Origin of the sequence: Pigmentiphaga litoralis, from assembly GCF_014651835.1 — a bacterium.
GTDB classification, from domain to species: domain Bacteria; phylum Pseudomonadota; class Gammaproteobacteria; order Burkholderiales; family Burkholderiaceae_B; genus Pigmentiphaga; species Pigmentiphaga litoralis.
Genome location: NZ_BMXQ01000001.1, coordinates 3,998,410 through 4,012,278, shown reverse-complemented (window position 1 = coordinate 4,012,278; position 13,869 = coordinate 3,998,410). Strand labels below are relative to the sequence as shown.

13 protein-coding genes are annotated in these 13,869 nt (G+C 65.2%); 2 read left to right on the top strand and 11 right to left on the bottom strand.

The features are described 5' to 3' along the window. Nucleotides 1–2: 2 nt before the first annotated feature. Together IE116_RS18330 and IE116_RS18325 are read right to left on the bottom strand one after the other, a co-directional pair. Entirely contained in the window at nucleotides 3–461 is a 459-nt protein-coding gene (locus IE116_RS18330; protein WP_189614323.1) for a MarR family winged helix-turn-helix transcriptional regulator, read from the bottom strand. Beyond that, the gene (locus IE116_RS18325; protein WP_189614322.1) at nucleotides 458–2,155 is read right to left on the bottom strand and encodes an FAD-dependent oxidoreductase; all 1,698 of its coding nucleotides are present in this window, start codon (nucleotides 2,153–2,155) and stop codon (nucleotides 458–460) included. The genes IE116_RS18330 and IE116_RS18325 overlap by 4 nt, the downstream gene beginning before the upstream one ends. A gap of 365 nt (nucleotides 2,156–2,520) precedes the next feature. Between IE116_RS18325 and IE116_RS18320 the strand changes: the two genes are divergently transcribed. Beyond that, entirely contained in the window at nucleotides 2,521–4,134 is a 1,614-nt protein-coding gene (locus tag IE116_RS18320; RefSeq protein WP_189614321.1) for a methyl-accepting chemotaxis protein, read from the top strand. Nucleotides 4,135–4,167: 33 nt separating this feature from the next. On the opposite strand, the gene IE116_RS18315 is transcribed toward IE116_RS18320, so the two are convergent. The 5 genes from IE116_RS18315 to IE116_RS18295 form a co-directional block, all read right to left on the bottom strand. Further along, nucleotides 4,168–4,902, bottom strand: a complete 735-nt coding sequence (locus IE116_RS18315) for an ABC transporter substrate-binding protein (protein ID WP_189614320.1) — start codon at nucleotides 4,900–4,902, stop codon at nucleotides 4,168–4,170. A gap of 6 nt (nucleotides 4,903–4,908) precedes the next feature. Continuing rightward, complete coding sequence (locus IE116_RS18310; protein ID WP_189614319.1) at nucleotides 4,909–5,733, bottom strand: MBL fold metallo-hydrolase; 825 nt, start codon at nucleotides 5,731–5,733, stop codon at nucleotides 4,909–4,911. A gap of 2 nt (nucleotides 5,734–5,735) precedes the next feature. Further along, nucleotides 5,736–6,716, bottom strand: coding sequence for a Bug family tripartite tricarboxylate transporter substrate binding protein (locus IE116_RS18305; protein WP_189614318.1), 981 nt, complete (start codon nucleotides 6,714–6,716; stop codon nucleotides 5,736–5,738). Between the two features lie 165 nt (nucleotides 6,717–6,881). Continuing rightward, nucleotides 6,882–7,931 (bottom strand): Ldh family oxidoreductase, encoded by a 1,050-nt coding sequence (locus tag IE116_RS18300; RefSeq protein ID WP_189614317.1) that lies wholly within the window; start codon nucleotides 7,929–7,931, stop codon nucleotides 6,882–6,884. Nucleotides 7,932–8,022: 91 nt separating this feature from the next. After that, nucleotides 8,023–9,033 carry a Bug family tripartite tricarboxylate transporter substrate binding protein gene (locus IE116_RS18295; protein WP_373303027.1) on the bottom strand — a complete coding sequence of 337 codons (1,011 nt, stop codon included), beginning with the start codon at nucleotides 9,031–9,033 and terminating at the stop codon, nucleotides 8,023–8,025. A gap of 105 nt (nucleotides 9,034–9,138) precedes the next feature. On the opposite strand from IE116_RS18295, the gene IE116_RS18290 reads away from it, so the two are divergent. Further along, on the top strand, nucleotides 9,139–10,026 hold the full coding sequence (locus tag IE116_RS18290) for a LysR family transcriptional regulator (protein WP_189614316.1): 888 nt from the start codon (nucleotides 9,139–9,141) through the stop codon (nucleotides 10,024–10,026). A 220-nt stretch (nucleotides 10,027–10,246) separates the two neighbouring features. Here IE116_RS18290 and ychF read toward each other — a convergent pair whose 3' ends face one another. From ychF to pth, 4 genes are all read right to left on the bottom strand, one after another. Further along, a complete protein-coding gene (gene ychF / locus IE116_RS18285) occupies nucleotides 10,247–11,338 on the bottom strand; it encodes a redox-regulated ATPase YchF (protein ID WP_189614315.1) in 1,092 nt (363 codons plus the stop codon). Between the two features lie 249 nt (nucleotides 11,339–11,587). Next, nucleotides 11,588–12,373 (bottom strand): SDR family NAD(P)-dependent oxidoreductase, encoded by a 786-nt coding sequence (locus IE116_RS18280; RefSeq protein ID WP_189614314.1) that lies wholly within the window; start codon nucleotides 12,371–12,373, stop codon nucleotides 11,588–11,590. Nucleotides 12,374–12,386: 13 nt separating this feature from the next. Next, on the bottom strand, nucleotides 12,387–13,178 hold the full coding sequence (locus tag IE116_RS18275; RefSeq protein ID WP_189614313.1) for a CPBP family glutamic-type intramembrane protease: 792 nt from the start codon (nucleotides 13,176–13,178) through the stop codon (nucleotides 12,387–12,389). Next, the gene (pth, locus tag IE116_RS18270; RefSeq protein WP_189614312.1) at nucleotides 13,171–13,764 is read right to left on the bottom strand and encodes an aminoacyl-tRNA hydrolase; all 594 of its coding nucleotides are present in this window, start codon (nucleotides 13,762–13,764) and stop codon (nucleotides 13,171–13,173) included. The genes IE116_RS18275 and pth overlap by 8 nt, the downstream gene beginning before the upstream one ends. Nucleotides 13,765–13,869: the final 105 nt, after the last annotated feature.

The following is a 13,869-nucleotide window of genomic DNA, read 5'->3' as shown; positions in this document are numbered from 1 at the left end:
GATCAAATCCCCCGCAGCGGTGTCCCGGCGTAGATGGCCAGGCCGGCCTTGAAGGCCTCGTAGCGCGTCGCACCCAGTTCCATGCGCACCTCGTCTTCGGCGGCTTCGACGGCTGCGCGAAACGCCGTCAGCCATGCCAGGCCTTCCGGCGTGAACGACACGATCCGGGCACGGCCATCGGTCGGATCGTCATGCCGCTGGACCAGCCCGATGGTTTCGAGTTCGGCGACCAGGGCGCCCATGGACTGCTTGGTAATGCCCGCGCGCGCGGCTAGATCCGTCAGGCGGGTGCCGTCCACATCCAGGTTTCGGGTCACCTGAATGTGGCACAGCTTGCATTCGTGATGGCCGGCTTCGGCCATGAGCGCAAGGATGCGCGTTTCGAAGCGGGCAACCGCGTTGTTCAGAAGACGGCCGACGTTATGTCGACGCCATTGATCGGATCGGGGCGACGAGGTCATCGTGCGGCTCCAGGGGTGGATGCGGCATGGCTGCGCGACACTGCACCGCCCAGGGCCTGGGCGAGCACGCCGGCCGCGTCGGCGTCCGAATCGCCCCGCCACGCCACGATCTGGTCCGGCCGGATCAGCGCCAGGTCGGCGCCGTACAGATCGCGGGCGTCCGGATGCGCCACATCGACCACGTCGAGCGAGACGCCCCGGCGTTCGGCTGCGTCCAGGAACGACCGGGCACCGGGCGCCGATTCCGTCAGGCGCAGCACCGTCCAGTCAAAGCCAAAGGTGTCGTACAAGGACCGGCCATCGTCCAGCCACAGATGCGGCGGCCGGCCGCCCGGACTGGCGGTGGGCACGTAGTCGTTCGGCACATCGGGCGGCGGCGCGGTGCCGTCGGACACGATGATCGGCGACCCGTCATACCGCCCACCAAAGGTGATGCCCGGAATGTTGAATTCCCGCCGCCCATGTTCCGACAGATAGGCACCGGCAGAGGCGCGGGCGGCCTCTCCGGCGGGCGTATCGTCCTCGATCTGCGCGGCGGGCGCGTACAGTCCCAGCGAATCGGCAAACGTGCGCGCATACGCGGTATTGCGTAGCGCCAGCGGACGACGCTCGATGGCATAGCTGTCGAGCAAGGCAGCTGGGGCCTGCAGACGCAATACCGCCGCCAGCTTCCACGACAGGTTCACCGCATCTTCCACCGCCGTGTTGTAGCCCAGCCCGCCCGTCGGGGTGAACAGGTGAGCCGCATCGCCGGCCAGGAACACCCGCCTTGTGGAAAAGGCATCGGCCACCAGGCAATGGCCCGCCGTCCAGGTCAGGCGCGACAGGATCGTCACGTCGAACGGGGCGCCCGTGGCAGCGTGCAGCATGGCCTTTGCGTCGTCCTCGGTAAGCCCGGCTTCGTCTTCGTCCGCGTGCAACTGCGTATGGAAGGCGAATTCGCCCTTGCCGTCGACAGCCGCCATGAAGGCCCGGCGGTCGCGATTGAAACTCACGTTCATCCAGGCCGGGGCATGCGGCACGACCCGATAGAAATCCGGCGCACGGAAGTAGATGGCATACATCCGTCCCCCCATGAAGTCCCGCTGCACGCCCGTTTCGCCACCGTAGCGGATGCCCAGGTGCTGGCGCACCACGCTGCGTGGCCCGTCGGCGCCAATCGCGTAACGCGCGCGCACGGTCTGCCGATGGCGCGTCGCGGTCTCTTCCAGGTCGACTTCGACACCTTCGTCGAATTCACGCAGCGCCACCATGCGCCAACCGTAATGCACCGACACGCCATCCAGGCCTTCCGCGTGGCGCCGCATGACCGCCTCCACGTATTTCTGCGACACCCTGTGCGGCAGCTCGGCGGCGCTCCATGCGCCCTTGAGCGACTTCACCAGCGTCGTGGCGTCGCGCGCCGATGGCAGCTTGAAGCGCGCCAGTTCATGCCGCGCGTACCGGGTGAAATAGGCAATGTCGGTCGGAAAGTCCGGCGACAGGCCCTGCTGGCGCACCTCGTCGGCAAACCCCAGGCGCCGGTAGTGTTCCATGGTCCGGGCCTGCGTGGCGTTGGCCTGGGGATTGAAGGCCGTGCCAGGCTTGTCGTCGACCAGCAGCACCCGGACGCCCCGGCGGCCCAGTTCATTGGCCGCCATCAGGCCACAGGGGCCTCCTCCGATGATCACGACTTCGGTCTGTGCGGGAATCATGGACGTCTCCGATAGGTGCCGGCCTGGATGGCCGATCTGGATGAAACGAGGGGGTTGCCGCGGTCGTGCCCCCACCCGTATCGAGATAGTAAGTCTAACTTATCAAGTTGCCCCATCGGGGGGAACCCTTGATAGCGCCGGCGCCTCGTCGCGGTGCGCCCCTGTAAGACCTGACAGGCTCATGTTTACGCCATCGCGCGCCCGCAAGGGGCCAAAGCGCCATGCGGCGGCCCCTCGGCTTTCCCTTACTCACGTTCCCCTGCCAGGGGCCGACAAGCTGGAACACCCTGCAGAGCGCGCGCCCCGCGCTGCCTCAGGCATCGTCCCGTCCCCCGCCCGTCGGCGGACCCTCAAGGCCTCCTTCCATGAAACTCAAACACCAACTCTGTGCCGCGTTCGGCGGCATGGCATTGATGGTCCTGGCCACCGGCCTGCTCACCTACTGGAGCGTCGCGTCGATCGAAGCGCGAACCATCGACATGGACGAGGCTGCAACCAATACCCAGCTCGCCCTGAAACTGCCCGACCAGATGGACCTGATCCGCGAACGCGGCATCAAGACGCTGTTCATCGACGATGCCAACGACATCCGTGCGCTCGACGACCTGCGCGAAGCCGGCACCCGCCAGAACGACCTCACTCTGGCGGCGTTGCAGCGGACCGTCACGACCGAAGAGGGCAAGGTGCTGCTGGAAGCCGCCAGCACGGCGCGCAAGGTCTACCGGGAGCGCGAAAACGCGCTGCTGCGCGGCGCGCGAAGCGCCGATCGCGACACCCTGATGGCATCCATCGACAGGCAACTGGGCGACAGCGTCAAAGCCTACCGCGCGGCCTTCGATGCGCTGAGCGAATTCCAGGCGGCGCGATTCCAGGCCAGCCGCGACGCCGCCCACGCGACCGTCAACCAGGCGCAGATCCTGGCGCTCGCAAGCCTGCTGGCATCGATCGTGTTTGCAGTGCTGCTGACAGTGTGGATCTTGCGGTCGACCCAGCGCACCATCGGCGGCGACCCGCAAGACGCCGCGCGCAGTGTGGCGATGATCGCCAGCGGCAATCTGGCGCAGCACATTCCTTCGGCGCATCCCGGCAGTCTGCTCGCCCACATGGAAAAGATGCGGGTGGAATTGAACGCGGTCATTGACCGCCTGAAGCTCAATGCGACGCAACTCGTCAGCTTTGCCAGCGAACTGGCTACCGCCTCGAATGACGTTGCCGCCGGCGCGGGCCGCGGCAGCGAATCGGCATCCAGCATGGCTGCCGCGATCGAAGAAATGACCACCAGCATTACCGAGCTGTCCCATAACGCAGCCTCCGCCGCCACATCCACGCAGCAGACCGGCACCATCGCCGCCACGGGCAGCGCCCAGGTCCTGCGCCTGTCGGAAAGCATGACCCTGCTGACCGGCAGCGTCACCAACGCGGCGGCCAAGGTCACGGAACTGGGCGATCAGTCCGAAGAAATCCGGTCCATCGTCGACCTGATCAAATCGATCGCCGACCAGACCAACCTGCTTGCGCTCAACGCCGCCATTGAAGCGGCACGCGCCGGCGACGAAGGCCGCGGCTTCGCAGTCGTTGCCGATGAAGTCCGCATGCTGGCCGAGCGCACCGCCCAATCGACGCAGGACATCTCCACCAAGATCCGGAACATCCAGGCCAACGTCGAAAGCGTGATCGCCCTGATGGCGGCCACCGTCGCGCAGGTCGCGCAAGGCGAACAGCTCGCCACCGACGGCGCCAAGGCCATCAACGACATCGAAACCGCCACCCGCAGCGTCATCACCATGGTCCACAACATCAGCGACGCCATCCGCGAAAACTCCATGGCCAGCGAAGACATCGCCAAGACCGTCGAGCACATCGCCATGCAGTCCGAAGAGAACAGCCAGTCGTCATCCGTGGTGGCGCGAACGGCGACTCAGCTGAGTGGACTTGCGGGGGAGCTGAACGAGATGTCGGGGCAGTTCAGGACGCGGTGATGGGGGGTGCGGTGATGGGGGGTGCGGTGATCTTTACGCCAATGGCGCCACTGCCGCACCTTCGATGCCATGCCGCTTCAATGCATCCGCCACGAAACCGCTGGCTTTCATCGCCTCGACAAACTCGGCCAGGTGACGGGCCGCCGCGGCATCGCGCGACTTTTGCACGCCCATGGCCTGCCGGATCTCCATGAAACGGCCCGGCAGCACACGCAATCCGCCCACGCGTTGCGCATCGCCCTCCAGCTGCTGCCGTACCCCTGCGGCCACGTCGGCGCCTTCCGACAGAAACGTGTCGACCACCGACGGCGACGTCGGCGCACGCACGATGCGCGCTTGCTTCAATGCGCGCGTCAGGTACAGGTCGTAGGCGCTGCCCTTGCCGACCACCACCGAATGCGCGGCCTCATCGACCTCTTCATTGCGGGTCAACGGCGACGCGTCGCGCACCAGGTAGCAGCCTTCGATCAGCACATAGGGTTCGGTAAATGCGATCGCTTCGCCGCGCAAAGGGTCGACCGCAAAAAAGCCGACGTCGGCTGTGTTGGCGGACACCGCCGCGACCGATTCGCCCGCACTCTTGAAGACCATCAGGTCGTGCTCGACGCCCAGCTGACGGGCAAGTTCACGGGCCAGGTCCACCGAGACACCGAACGGCTCACCGCTGACCGGATCCAGGTTGGCCAATATCGGATTGCCGACATTGATCGATACACGCAAGCGGCCGGTGGGTGCAAACGCACTCAACAAAGAAGGATCGATAGACATAAGAACTCAATTTTCCACAGGTGGGGTCAAGAAGCCTGGCCGAGGGCCACAGCACAAATCGATGGATGTCGTCGTATCCAGCGTCTCGGAAAACCACGCCGCGATCTCGGCCTGTCGCGTCCCCAGGTACACCGGCTGGCCTTCGTCGTCCAGGCGCATGCTCAGGTCGTGCCCCGGAACAAGGATCGTGTCCTTGCGCCGGCGCCACCACTGCCAGATCGTGTCCAGGCTGCCAATGCTGCTGGCACGATCGCCAGTGTCCGCCACGTCGCGCGTCAACAGTTCCGCGCGGTTCTTGGCAGCGTCGCCGGTGAACAGCACATCGCCGGCGTCGCTCGTCCAATAAAACAGCAAGTGCCCTGGCGTGTGGCCGGGTGCGTCGATCGCCTGCAAGCCCGGCAGGAAGACATCACCGCCCTGCAGCTGGCGCACGGAAGGCGACGCCACCAGTTCCCGCACATACAGCTCCGGCAAGGGGTTGAATCCCGGGGGCTGCTCGGCGGCCCATGCCAATTCGCGCGCTCCGATCCATACCGTGGCGTTCGGGAACAGCACGAAGTTCACGGCGTGGTCGTAATGCGCATGGGTGAGCACCACATCGGTTACGTCGCCAGGCGCCACGCCATGCGCCTGCAACTGCTTGAGCAAGGGCTTGCGTATGCCGAACGCGCCCACGTCGATCAGGATGACGCGGCCTTCGGTCCGCAACAGGGTGACCGTGCTCCATCCCAGGCCGCCGTGGAACACGGCGCGGCCGGGGTAGCCCTGGATCAGGACGTCCATCTGCGACGGGGTCGTCGCTGTCGTGCCTGTCGTCGATATCGTCTGCATGATCATTCCGCCTTGATGCCTGCATCCCGCACCAGGGTGCGGTACTGCGCCAGTTCATCGCGCATCAGCTTCGCAAATTCCGCGCGCGTGCCGCCCACGATGTCGTTGCCGCCCTCGTCCGCCAGCCGGCGGATCACATCCGGATCTTTCAGCGCCGCAACCGCGGCCGTCCGGATGCGTTCCAGGATGGCCGGATCGGTTCCGGCCGGCGCCAGCAGCCCCTGGAACTGCGTCACCTTGAAATTCTTGAAGCCGAGTTCCTTCATCGTTGGCACGTCCGGCAATGCACTGGCCCGCGCCTCACCCGTCACCGCAAAAGGCCGAAGCTTGCCGCCACGGATATGCGGCACGGCCGTCACGACCGTATCGAAGCCGAATGACAGCTGCCCGCCCAGAAGGTCGGCCAGCGCCTGCGCATTGCCCTTGTAGGGCACATGGGTCATGCCCGCCTTGGCCTGCAGCGCCAGCAACTCACCCGCCAGGTGCCCGCCCGACCCGATGCCGGCGGACCCGTAGGTCAACTTTCCCGGCGCGCGCTTGGCGCTTTCAACCAGCTCATCCAGCGACTTGATCGGCGATGCGACCGGCACGACCAGCACGTACTGATAACTGGTCAGCTGCGTGATGGGCGCCAGGTCTTTGACCGGGTCGTAGGGCACCTGCTTGTATAGCACCGGATTCACGACCAACGGACCGCTGGCATCCATCAACAGCGTATAGCCATCGGGCTTGGCTTTGGCAACCTGGTCCGTGCCGATCTGGCCATTGGCGCCCGGCTTGTTTTCGACCACGAAGGTCTTGCCCAGCGCATCGGACAGCTTCTGCGCGACGACTCGCGCGGTGATATCGGCCGCACCGCCTGCCACATAAGGCACGACTACCGTGACCGGCTTGGTGGGGTACTGCGATGCATCCGCTGCAACGCTGGTCGCGCTGGTTGCGGTCAATGCCGTCAAAGCAACTGCCAACAGGCATGTTTTCATGTCTTCCTCCGATAATGTCTGGATCGTGCCGACGTGATTGCACGGCATCGTGGACGGGGGTCGGCGCAGGCCAAGGGGGCAAGCGCAGGCCGAGGATGCGGGTCGATACGCCCCGCCATCCCTCGACGCCACGTTCCCAGCGCCCTTCCCGTAAAGTGGCGCGGATCAGTGCGCCAACGCCGCACATTCCCGCAACTGCGCCAGCACCGCCGGATCCGGCACAAACCCTTCCGCGCGGTGACGCGCCAGCTTCTGCAATTCGATCTCGCCCGGCACGATCACGGGCTTGTCGCCATCCACCGCCGGGCTGCCATGCAGGATCGACGCAAAGTCGTTCATGCGATCCGTCAGCCATGCCGTCGATCCCAGCACCGAGGTGTCGATCAGAATGAAGAAGTGCCCCAGATTCTGCGGCTCGTCGGGGGCATCGACCCACGACTTCACATGCGTCAGGTACGCCGCGTTCGACAGCACCCCGGCAAACAGGTCGACCATCAAGGCCAGGCCATAGCCCTTATGACCACCCACCGGCAACAGAAAGCCATCCAGCGCGGCTTTCGGATCGGTCGTTGCTCGGCCGTCCTTGTCGGTCGCCCACGTGTCGGGAATGGCAACGCCCTGCTTCAGCGCGTTGCGGATCTTGGCGCGCGCCACCACGCTCATCGCCATGTCGAGCAGGAAGGGCTGGCCGCCGGGATTGGGCACACCAAAGCCGATCGGACTGTTGCCCAGGCGCGCATCACTGCCGCCCCAGGGCGCGATGGTCGTCGTGGCATTGCTGCCGATGATGCTGGCAAAGCCCGCCTCGGCCGCGATCAACGAATACGGCGATATCGGCCCGAAATGGTTGCTGCCCCGCGCAAAGGCCACGCCTACGCCGCATTCCTTGGCGGCCGCCATTGCCGCCCGCAAGGCATGCATGCCGACCAGCGGGCCGACACCGTTGTCACCGTCAACCAATCGCACCGCCGACGCGACAGTTTGCACACTGACCTGCGCAGTCGGGTTGATGCCGCGCACCTTCAGGCGGTCACCATAGGATTCAATGCGGCTCAAGCCATGTGTGCTGAGGCCAAACAGATCGGCAAGCACCAGCACCTTGGCTACGTCTGCGGCATCGGCCTGGGGCAGGCCCAGTCCCTGAAACGCCTGGGTACCCAGGGTAAGGAGGTCGTGTTCGGACATCGCCGTCGCGGCGTTCGGGTGCTGAGTCATGGCATTTCCTGATGATCGATAAGTGACAGGGCGTCGTCGGCGTCGGCATGCGTCGCTGCCAGACCGAACTCCCTGGATGGACGCGGCAGCGTCAATTGGCTTGCAGACGCGCGGCATGGACAACCTTGGCCCAGCGCTCGCCTTCCGTTCGGATAAAGGCGGCGAATTCGGCAGGGCCCTGACCCATCGTCTCGCTCGAGTCATGTTCCAGCCGCTGCTGGACCGCGTCGGACCGCAGCGCCTTGAGCGCTTCGGCGTTCAGGCGCGTGATGACTTCCGGCGGCGTATTGGCCGGCGCAAGAATCCCGAACCACTGCGAACTTTCAAAGCCCGGATAGCCAAGCTCAGCCACGGTGGGCAAGTCGGGCAACACCGGCAAACGCTTGGCCGAGCCCACCGCAAGGAGGCGGACCTTCTGCGCCTGCACATGCGGCAAGAGTCCCGGCGTACCCGCCGCCGCGGCATCGATATGCCCGGCCAACAGATCGGCGATCTGGGCGCCGGTACCCTTGTAGGGCACATGCGTCACGTCGATCCCTGCCGCGGTCTTCAACATCTCGAAAGCCAGATGGCCCGCGCTGCCGTTGCCTGCGGATCCGTAGTTGAGCGCGCCGGGCTTGGACTTGGCCAGGGTCACGAATTCGGCCAGTGTGTTCGCCGGCGTATTCATCCCCGCGGCAAACACCATGGGCAAGCGCGCGAGCAAAGTGATCGGCGCAAAGTCCTTGTTCACGTCGTAGCCCAGGTTCGGCATCATCGCCGGGTTCACGGCAAACGTGCCCACGTGGCCCAGCAGCAAGGTGTAGCCATCAGGCCGCGCCCGCGCCACTTCCTGCGTCGCGATCGTCCCCTGCCCGCCGCCCTTGTTCTCCACCACCACGGCCTTGCCGAGACCCTTCGCCATCTCCGTCGCAATGGCGCGCGCGATCACGTCAGAACTGCCCCCCGGCGCATAGGGCACCAACAGGCGGATCGGGCGGCCGGGCTGCCACGTCTGCGCAACAGACGGCGCGGATACGGTAATGGACGCGGCGGCGATCGCGGTCACCGCACACCAGAAAGGAACGCGGCCGCGGCGGGCCGTCACGGGTGAAACTTGCACTGTCGTCTCCAGAAAGCACCGGTCAAATCGGTTTGTGCAGTCATTCTCGGGACGCGCGAATATGCTGTAAAGTGCAAAGATTCGATCAACTCTTGTGCAAAACGCGTGAATTTCGATCTGGCAGATCTACGGGCCTACCTTGCCGTGGCCGACCTGGGAAGCTTTCGGGCCGCATCCGACGCCATGCACCTGTCCCAATCCGCGCTGTCCAGACGCGTGGATAAACTGGAAGACGCCCTGGGCGTAAAACTCTTCGAACGCACCACGCGGCGCGTCGAACTCACCACCATCGGCCGCGGCTTCGTCCCCAAAGCGCGCAACGTGCTGAACGAACTCGAAACAGCCTTGCTGGGCGTGCAGGACGTCGCCGAAAAAATCTCAGGCGAAGTCACCATCGCCTGCGTGCCCTCCGCCGTCGCCTACTTCCTGCCCGACGTCATCCGCCAATACCACGCCCGCTACCCGCGCATCCGCATCCGTGTCATCGACGAATCGTCTTCCGTCATCCTGACCGCCGTCGCTCGCGGCGAAGCCGACTTCGGACTGACCTACATCGGCACCCACGACGCCGATATCGAATTCCATTCGTTATTGCGGGAATCGTTCGTGGTGGCGCTGCGCAGCGACCATCCCCTGGCGCGCAAACGCAAGCTGTCCTGGGCCGACCTGACCGGCCACGACTTCATCAGCCTGGCGCAAGGCAGCGGCAACCGTTTTCTGGTGGATCAGGCGCTGGCCAACAGCCCGCACCGGCCCAGATGGTTCTGCGAAGTGCAGCATGTGCCGGCGCTGGTGAGTCTGGTCGAAGCAGGAGTGGGCATCGGCGTCGTGCCGCAACTGGCCATGCCGCCGAAGGGGCATGCGACGTTGGCAACCGTGCCCTTGGTGAATCCGGATGTCAGCCGCGAGATCGGGCTGATCCACCGGCGCGGGCGGGCGTTGAGCCCGGTGGCGCAATTGTTGTTTGATTTGTTGGTGGAGATGCGGCGGTAGAGAGATGCACCGTTCCGTCAATGCGAATGGGTGTCGGATACCCCGTGCGATCTGCAATCTGCAAACGAAAAAAACCCGCCTTTTGCACTGCCTTCTCAGGGGCACGTCATTCGAAAATGACAAGTGTGGCGGGTCGCATTGCATTCGGTCTGCACTGCCAGAAAGCGCAGCCAGACTACGCGGCAAGTCAGTCAATCAACCTGCGCACGTATAGAAACCGTCAAACGTTGAACAAGAAGTTCATCACGTCGCCATCCTGCACGACATAGTCCTTCCCTTCCGCGCGCATCTTGCCCGCTTCCTTCGCCTTCTGTTCACCACCCAGCGCAACAAAATCCTCATACGCAATCGTCTGCGCACGGATATACCCACGCTCAAAGTCGGTGTGGATCACACCCGCCGCCTGCGGGCCGGTGGCGCCGATCGGCACGGTCCAGGCGCGCACTTCCTTCACACCGGCGGTGAAATAGGTCTGCAGGCCCAGCAGCTTGAAGGCAGCGCGGATCAGGCGGTTCAGGCCGGGTTCTTCCATGCCCATGTCGGCCAGGAACTCGGCGCGGTCGGCTTCTTCCATCTCACCCAGTTCGGCTTCAATGGACGCGCAGATCGCGACCGTGGGCGCGCCTTGCTTGGTGGCGTATTCGGTCAGGCGGTCCAGCAGCGGGTTGTTCGTGAAGCCGTCGTCCGCCACGTTGCCGACGTACATGGCCGGCTTGGCGGTGATAAAGCACATTTCGCGGATCAGCAGCAGCTCGTCGTCCGACAGGCCCATCGCGCGCACGGGCTTGGCTTCGTTCAGTTGGGCAATGCAGCGTTCCAGCAGCGCGACCAGTTTGGCCGCGTCCTTGTCGCCCGAACGTGCCTGCTTGTTGAAGCGGTGCAAGGCTTTTTCGGCGGTCTGCAGGTCGGCCAGGGCCAATTCGGTTTCGATGACTTCGATGTCGGAAATCGGGTCGACCTTGCCGGCCACGTGGATGACGTTGGGGTCTTCGAAGCAGCGAACGACGTTGATGATGGCGTTCGTTTCGCGGATGTGGGCCAGGAACTGGTTGCCCAGGCCTTCGCCCGTGCTGGCGCCCGCGACCAAACCGGCGATGTCGACGAATTCCACGGTGGCGTGCACGACGCGTTCGGGATTGACGATCTTGGCGAGCGCATCCAGACGGGGATCCGGCACTTCGACCACGCCGACGTTCGGCTCGATCGTGCAGAACGGATAGTTTTCGGCGGCAATGCCCGCCTTGGTCAGTGCGTTAAAGAGAGTGGACTTGCCGACGTTAGGCAGGCCGACGATGCCGCATTGGAGCGCCATGGGAAATTCCTTAAAGTAATCAAGGCACTGCCCAACGCAAGCGGGGGCCAGGTGCAAAATGGGGCCGGACAGCGGGCACCGGGTACCAACGGTGCCGAACACTGAAGCGCGGCGCCGAAAGCCGGCGGCGCTTGGGGGAGACGGATCAACGCGGCAGATTCCGGCGTGGCCGGATTCTGACTATCCGCGATTGTATCGTCCCTGGGGCGGCCGGGCCAAACGTGGCCTTCGGCGGCGATGACAGCGCTGCTACAACACCGACGACTCGCACCCATCCATCGGTATGATCGCGCCTGACACGTAGCTCGCCATGTTCGACGCCAAAAACACCGCCACATTCGCGACCTCTTCCGGCTGCGCGATCCGCCCCATCGGAATGCCCTTGACCTGCTCGGCCAGCAACTCTTCTGCCGGGCGGCCCAGCGCCCGCGACTGCACGGCCAGCCCTTCATCCACACGGGTCGTATGCGTCAGGCCCGGGTTGATGCCGTTGACCCGCACGCCAAACGGCGCGTAGGCCTTGGCATAGCCGACAGTGGCCAGCATGAGCGCGGCGTTGGCGGAGCCGCCGGCGATGTGCATGATGCTGGGGCTGCGGCCGCCCTGGCCGATGATGTTGACGATGCTGCCGGTCTTGCGCGCCACCATGCGTTTGGCGACGGGTTCGAGCAGGTGCATGTAGCTGAAGTACTTGGCGTCCATGGCCTGGCGGAAGGCGTCGGGGCTCAGCTCGGCGGGGGCGTTGCGGCGGGCGGCGCCGGCGGAGTTGACCAGCACGCCGATGGGGCCGACGTCGCGTTCGATGGCGTCGACCACCGCAGCGGCGGCGGCGGGGTCGGTCATGTCGGCGGCGTACACGGCCATGTCCTGCCCGGCGGCCTGCAATTGCGTGCGGGCGGCGGCCAGGTTGGCCTGGCTGCGCGAGATGCCGACCACGCGTGCCCCGGCCGCCGAAAAGGCTTGCGCACACGCATAGCCGATCCCCTTGCTGGCACCGGACACCACGACCACGATCCCTTCGAACGACAACACCATATCCACCTCCGTTTCAGGCCTGCAGCAGGCCGGGCGCCCAGGTCCGCAGCGCCACGATCAGCAGCATGGGCCCGGCATTGAATGACGCGTGCAAGGCAATCGACGCGCCGATGCCAAATCGTACCCGCATCCAGCCCAGGACGAGGCCGGTGATCCATTGCGGCAGTACCAGCAAGGGCAGCAGCGCGAGCCACGCGCCGCCCAGCGAATAGTTGGCCAGGTGCAGGCAGGCGAACAGGGCCGTCAGGCCATGGAAGATGAAGGGGAAGCGGCGGCTGTAGCGCCGCAGCCGCCCGAAGCGCCAGCGGTGCTTCTTCAACGCCAGGATCAGCGCGATGCCACTGGCGGCGATGACTACGCCGGCCACCACGAAGGGACGCGGCCCCAGCAGCAAGCCTGCAAACAGCACGGGCGCCAGCCACACAGCCTGGGCCGGCCGGCGCATGCCGAGGCGAAACAGCAGTTCTTCGATCACCGGCGCCCAGCCGACCACCAGGAACCACGACAGCACCCCCGCGGGCAGCTTGCGTTCGGTGCCTGACAAGGTGGCGACCGAGACGGCGAGCGGCCCCAGCACCAGCAGGTTGATGGTCCAGAGCAGCAGCAGCCAGAAGGCCAGCCGGCTCGGCGACAGGCCACCCAGCCATTCCGCGCGCCATGCGGGCTGTGCGGCGCGAGGCCGATGCGGCGTCAGTCGCGGGCGGCGCACGAAGCGCAGCAAGTCCAGGAATTCTTCGGAAAAGCGCGTGGCGCGCAGGCGAGCCGGGCTGCTCAGATCGAGGGGCCGGCCGCCCGAATCAGGCATTGCCGCTGTGCAGCTGCTGCATGGCCTGCTCGAACTCACCCTTCAACAGCGCCGGGATCACCGCGCGCGATCGCGTCAGCGTGTCGTCGATCTTGTCCTGCTCTTCGCGCCGGGGCTGGTGCAGCACGAAATCAATCACCTGCTGCGCCAGACCCAGCGAACGCGGGTGCCCGATCCCAAGGCGCAACCGCCAGAACTGCGGCGAGCCCAGGGCGGACTGGATGTCCTTGAGGCCGTTGTGGCCGGCATGGCTGCCGCCCTGCTTGATCTTGGCCTGCCCGGGCAGCAGGTCGAGTTCGTCATGGACGACCAGGACCTGTTCCGGCACGAGCTTGTAGAACCGCGCCAGCGCACTGACGCTTTGTCCGGAGCGGTTCATGTAGGTCATGGGCTTGAGCAGCAGCACAGCCGCGCCGTCATGGCGGGCCTTGCCAACATGGCCAAAGAAGGCCTTGTCGGCGGCAAAGGGCGCGCGCAGGTCATCGGCAAGCTGGTCGAGGAGCCAGAAGCCGGCATTGTGGCGGGTACGTTCGTAGTCGGGGCCGGGGTTTCCCAGGCCAACGATCAGGCGGATAGGTTCGGGCATGACTCAGACGGTATCTTGCAAACGCTGAAAAATCAAAAGCCCTGGTGTGCAAGGCACAACCAGGGCTAATGAAACGCTAAAGCCGATCGATCCGGCAGGCCGGAC

Bases quoted from the DNA above. Each gene is read 5' to 3' on its own strand.
- IE116_RS18305 (WP_189614318.1), bottom strand. From the start codon at position 6,716: ATGAAAACATGCCTGTTGGCAGTTGCTTTGACGGCATTGACCGCAACC.
- IE116_RS18280 (WP_189614314.1), bottom strand. From the start codon at position 12,373: ATGGTGTTGTCGTTCGAAGGGATCGTGGTCGTGGTGTCCGGTGCCAGC.
- IE116_RS18325 (WP_189614322.1), bottom strand. From the start codon at position 2,155: ATGATTCCCGCACAGACCGAAGTCGTGATCATCGGAGGAGGCCCCTGT.
- IE116_RS18320 (WP_189614321.1), top strand. From the start codon at position 2,521: ATGAAACTCAAACACCAACTCTGTGCCGCGTTCGGCGGCATGGCATTG.
- ychF (WP_189614315.1), bottom strand. From the start codon at position 11,338: ATGGCGCTCCAATGCGGCATCGTCGGCCTGCCTAACGTCGGCAAGTCC.
- pth (WP_189614312.1), bottom strand. From the start codon at position 13,764: ATGCCCGAACCTATCCGCCTGATCGTTGGCCTGGGAAACCCCGGCCCC.
- IE116_RS18310 (WP_189614319.1), bottom strand. From the start codon at position 5,733: ATGCAGACGATATCGACGACAGGCACGACAGCGACGACCCCGTCGCAG.
- IE116_RS18330 (WP_189614323.1), bottom strand. From the start codon at position 461: ATGACCTCGTCGCCCCGATCCGATCAATGGCGTCGACATAACGTCGGC.
- IE116_RS18275 (WP_189614313.1), bottom strand. From the start codon at position 13,178: ATGCCTGATTCGGGCGGCCGGCCCCTCGATCTGAGCAGCCCGGCTCGC.
- IE116_RS18300 (WP_189614317.1), bottom strand. From the start codon at position 7,931: ATGACTCAGCACCCGAACGCCGCGACGGCGATGTCCGAACACGACCTC.
- IE116_RS18315 (WP_189614320.1), bottom strand. From the start codon at position 4,902: ATGTCTATCGATCCTTCTTTGTTGAGTGCGTTTGCACCCACCGGCCGC.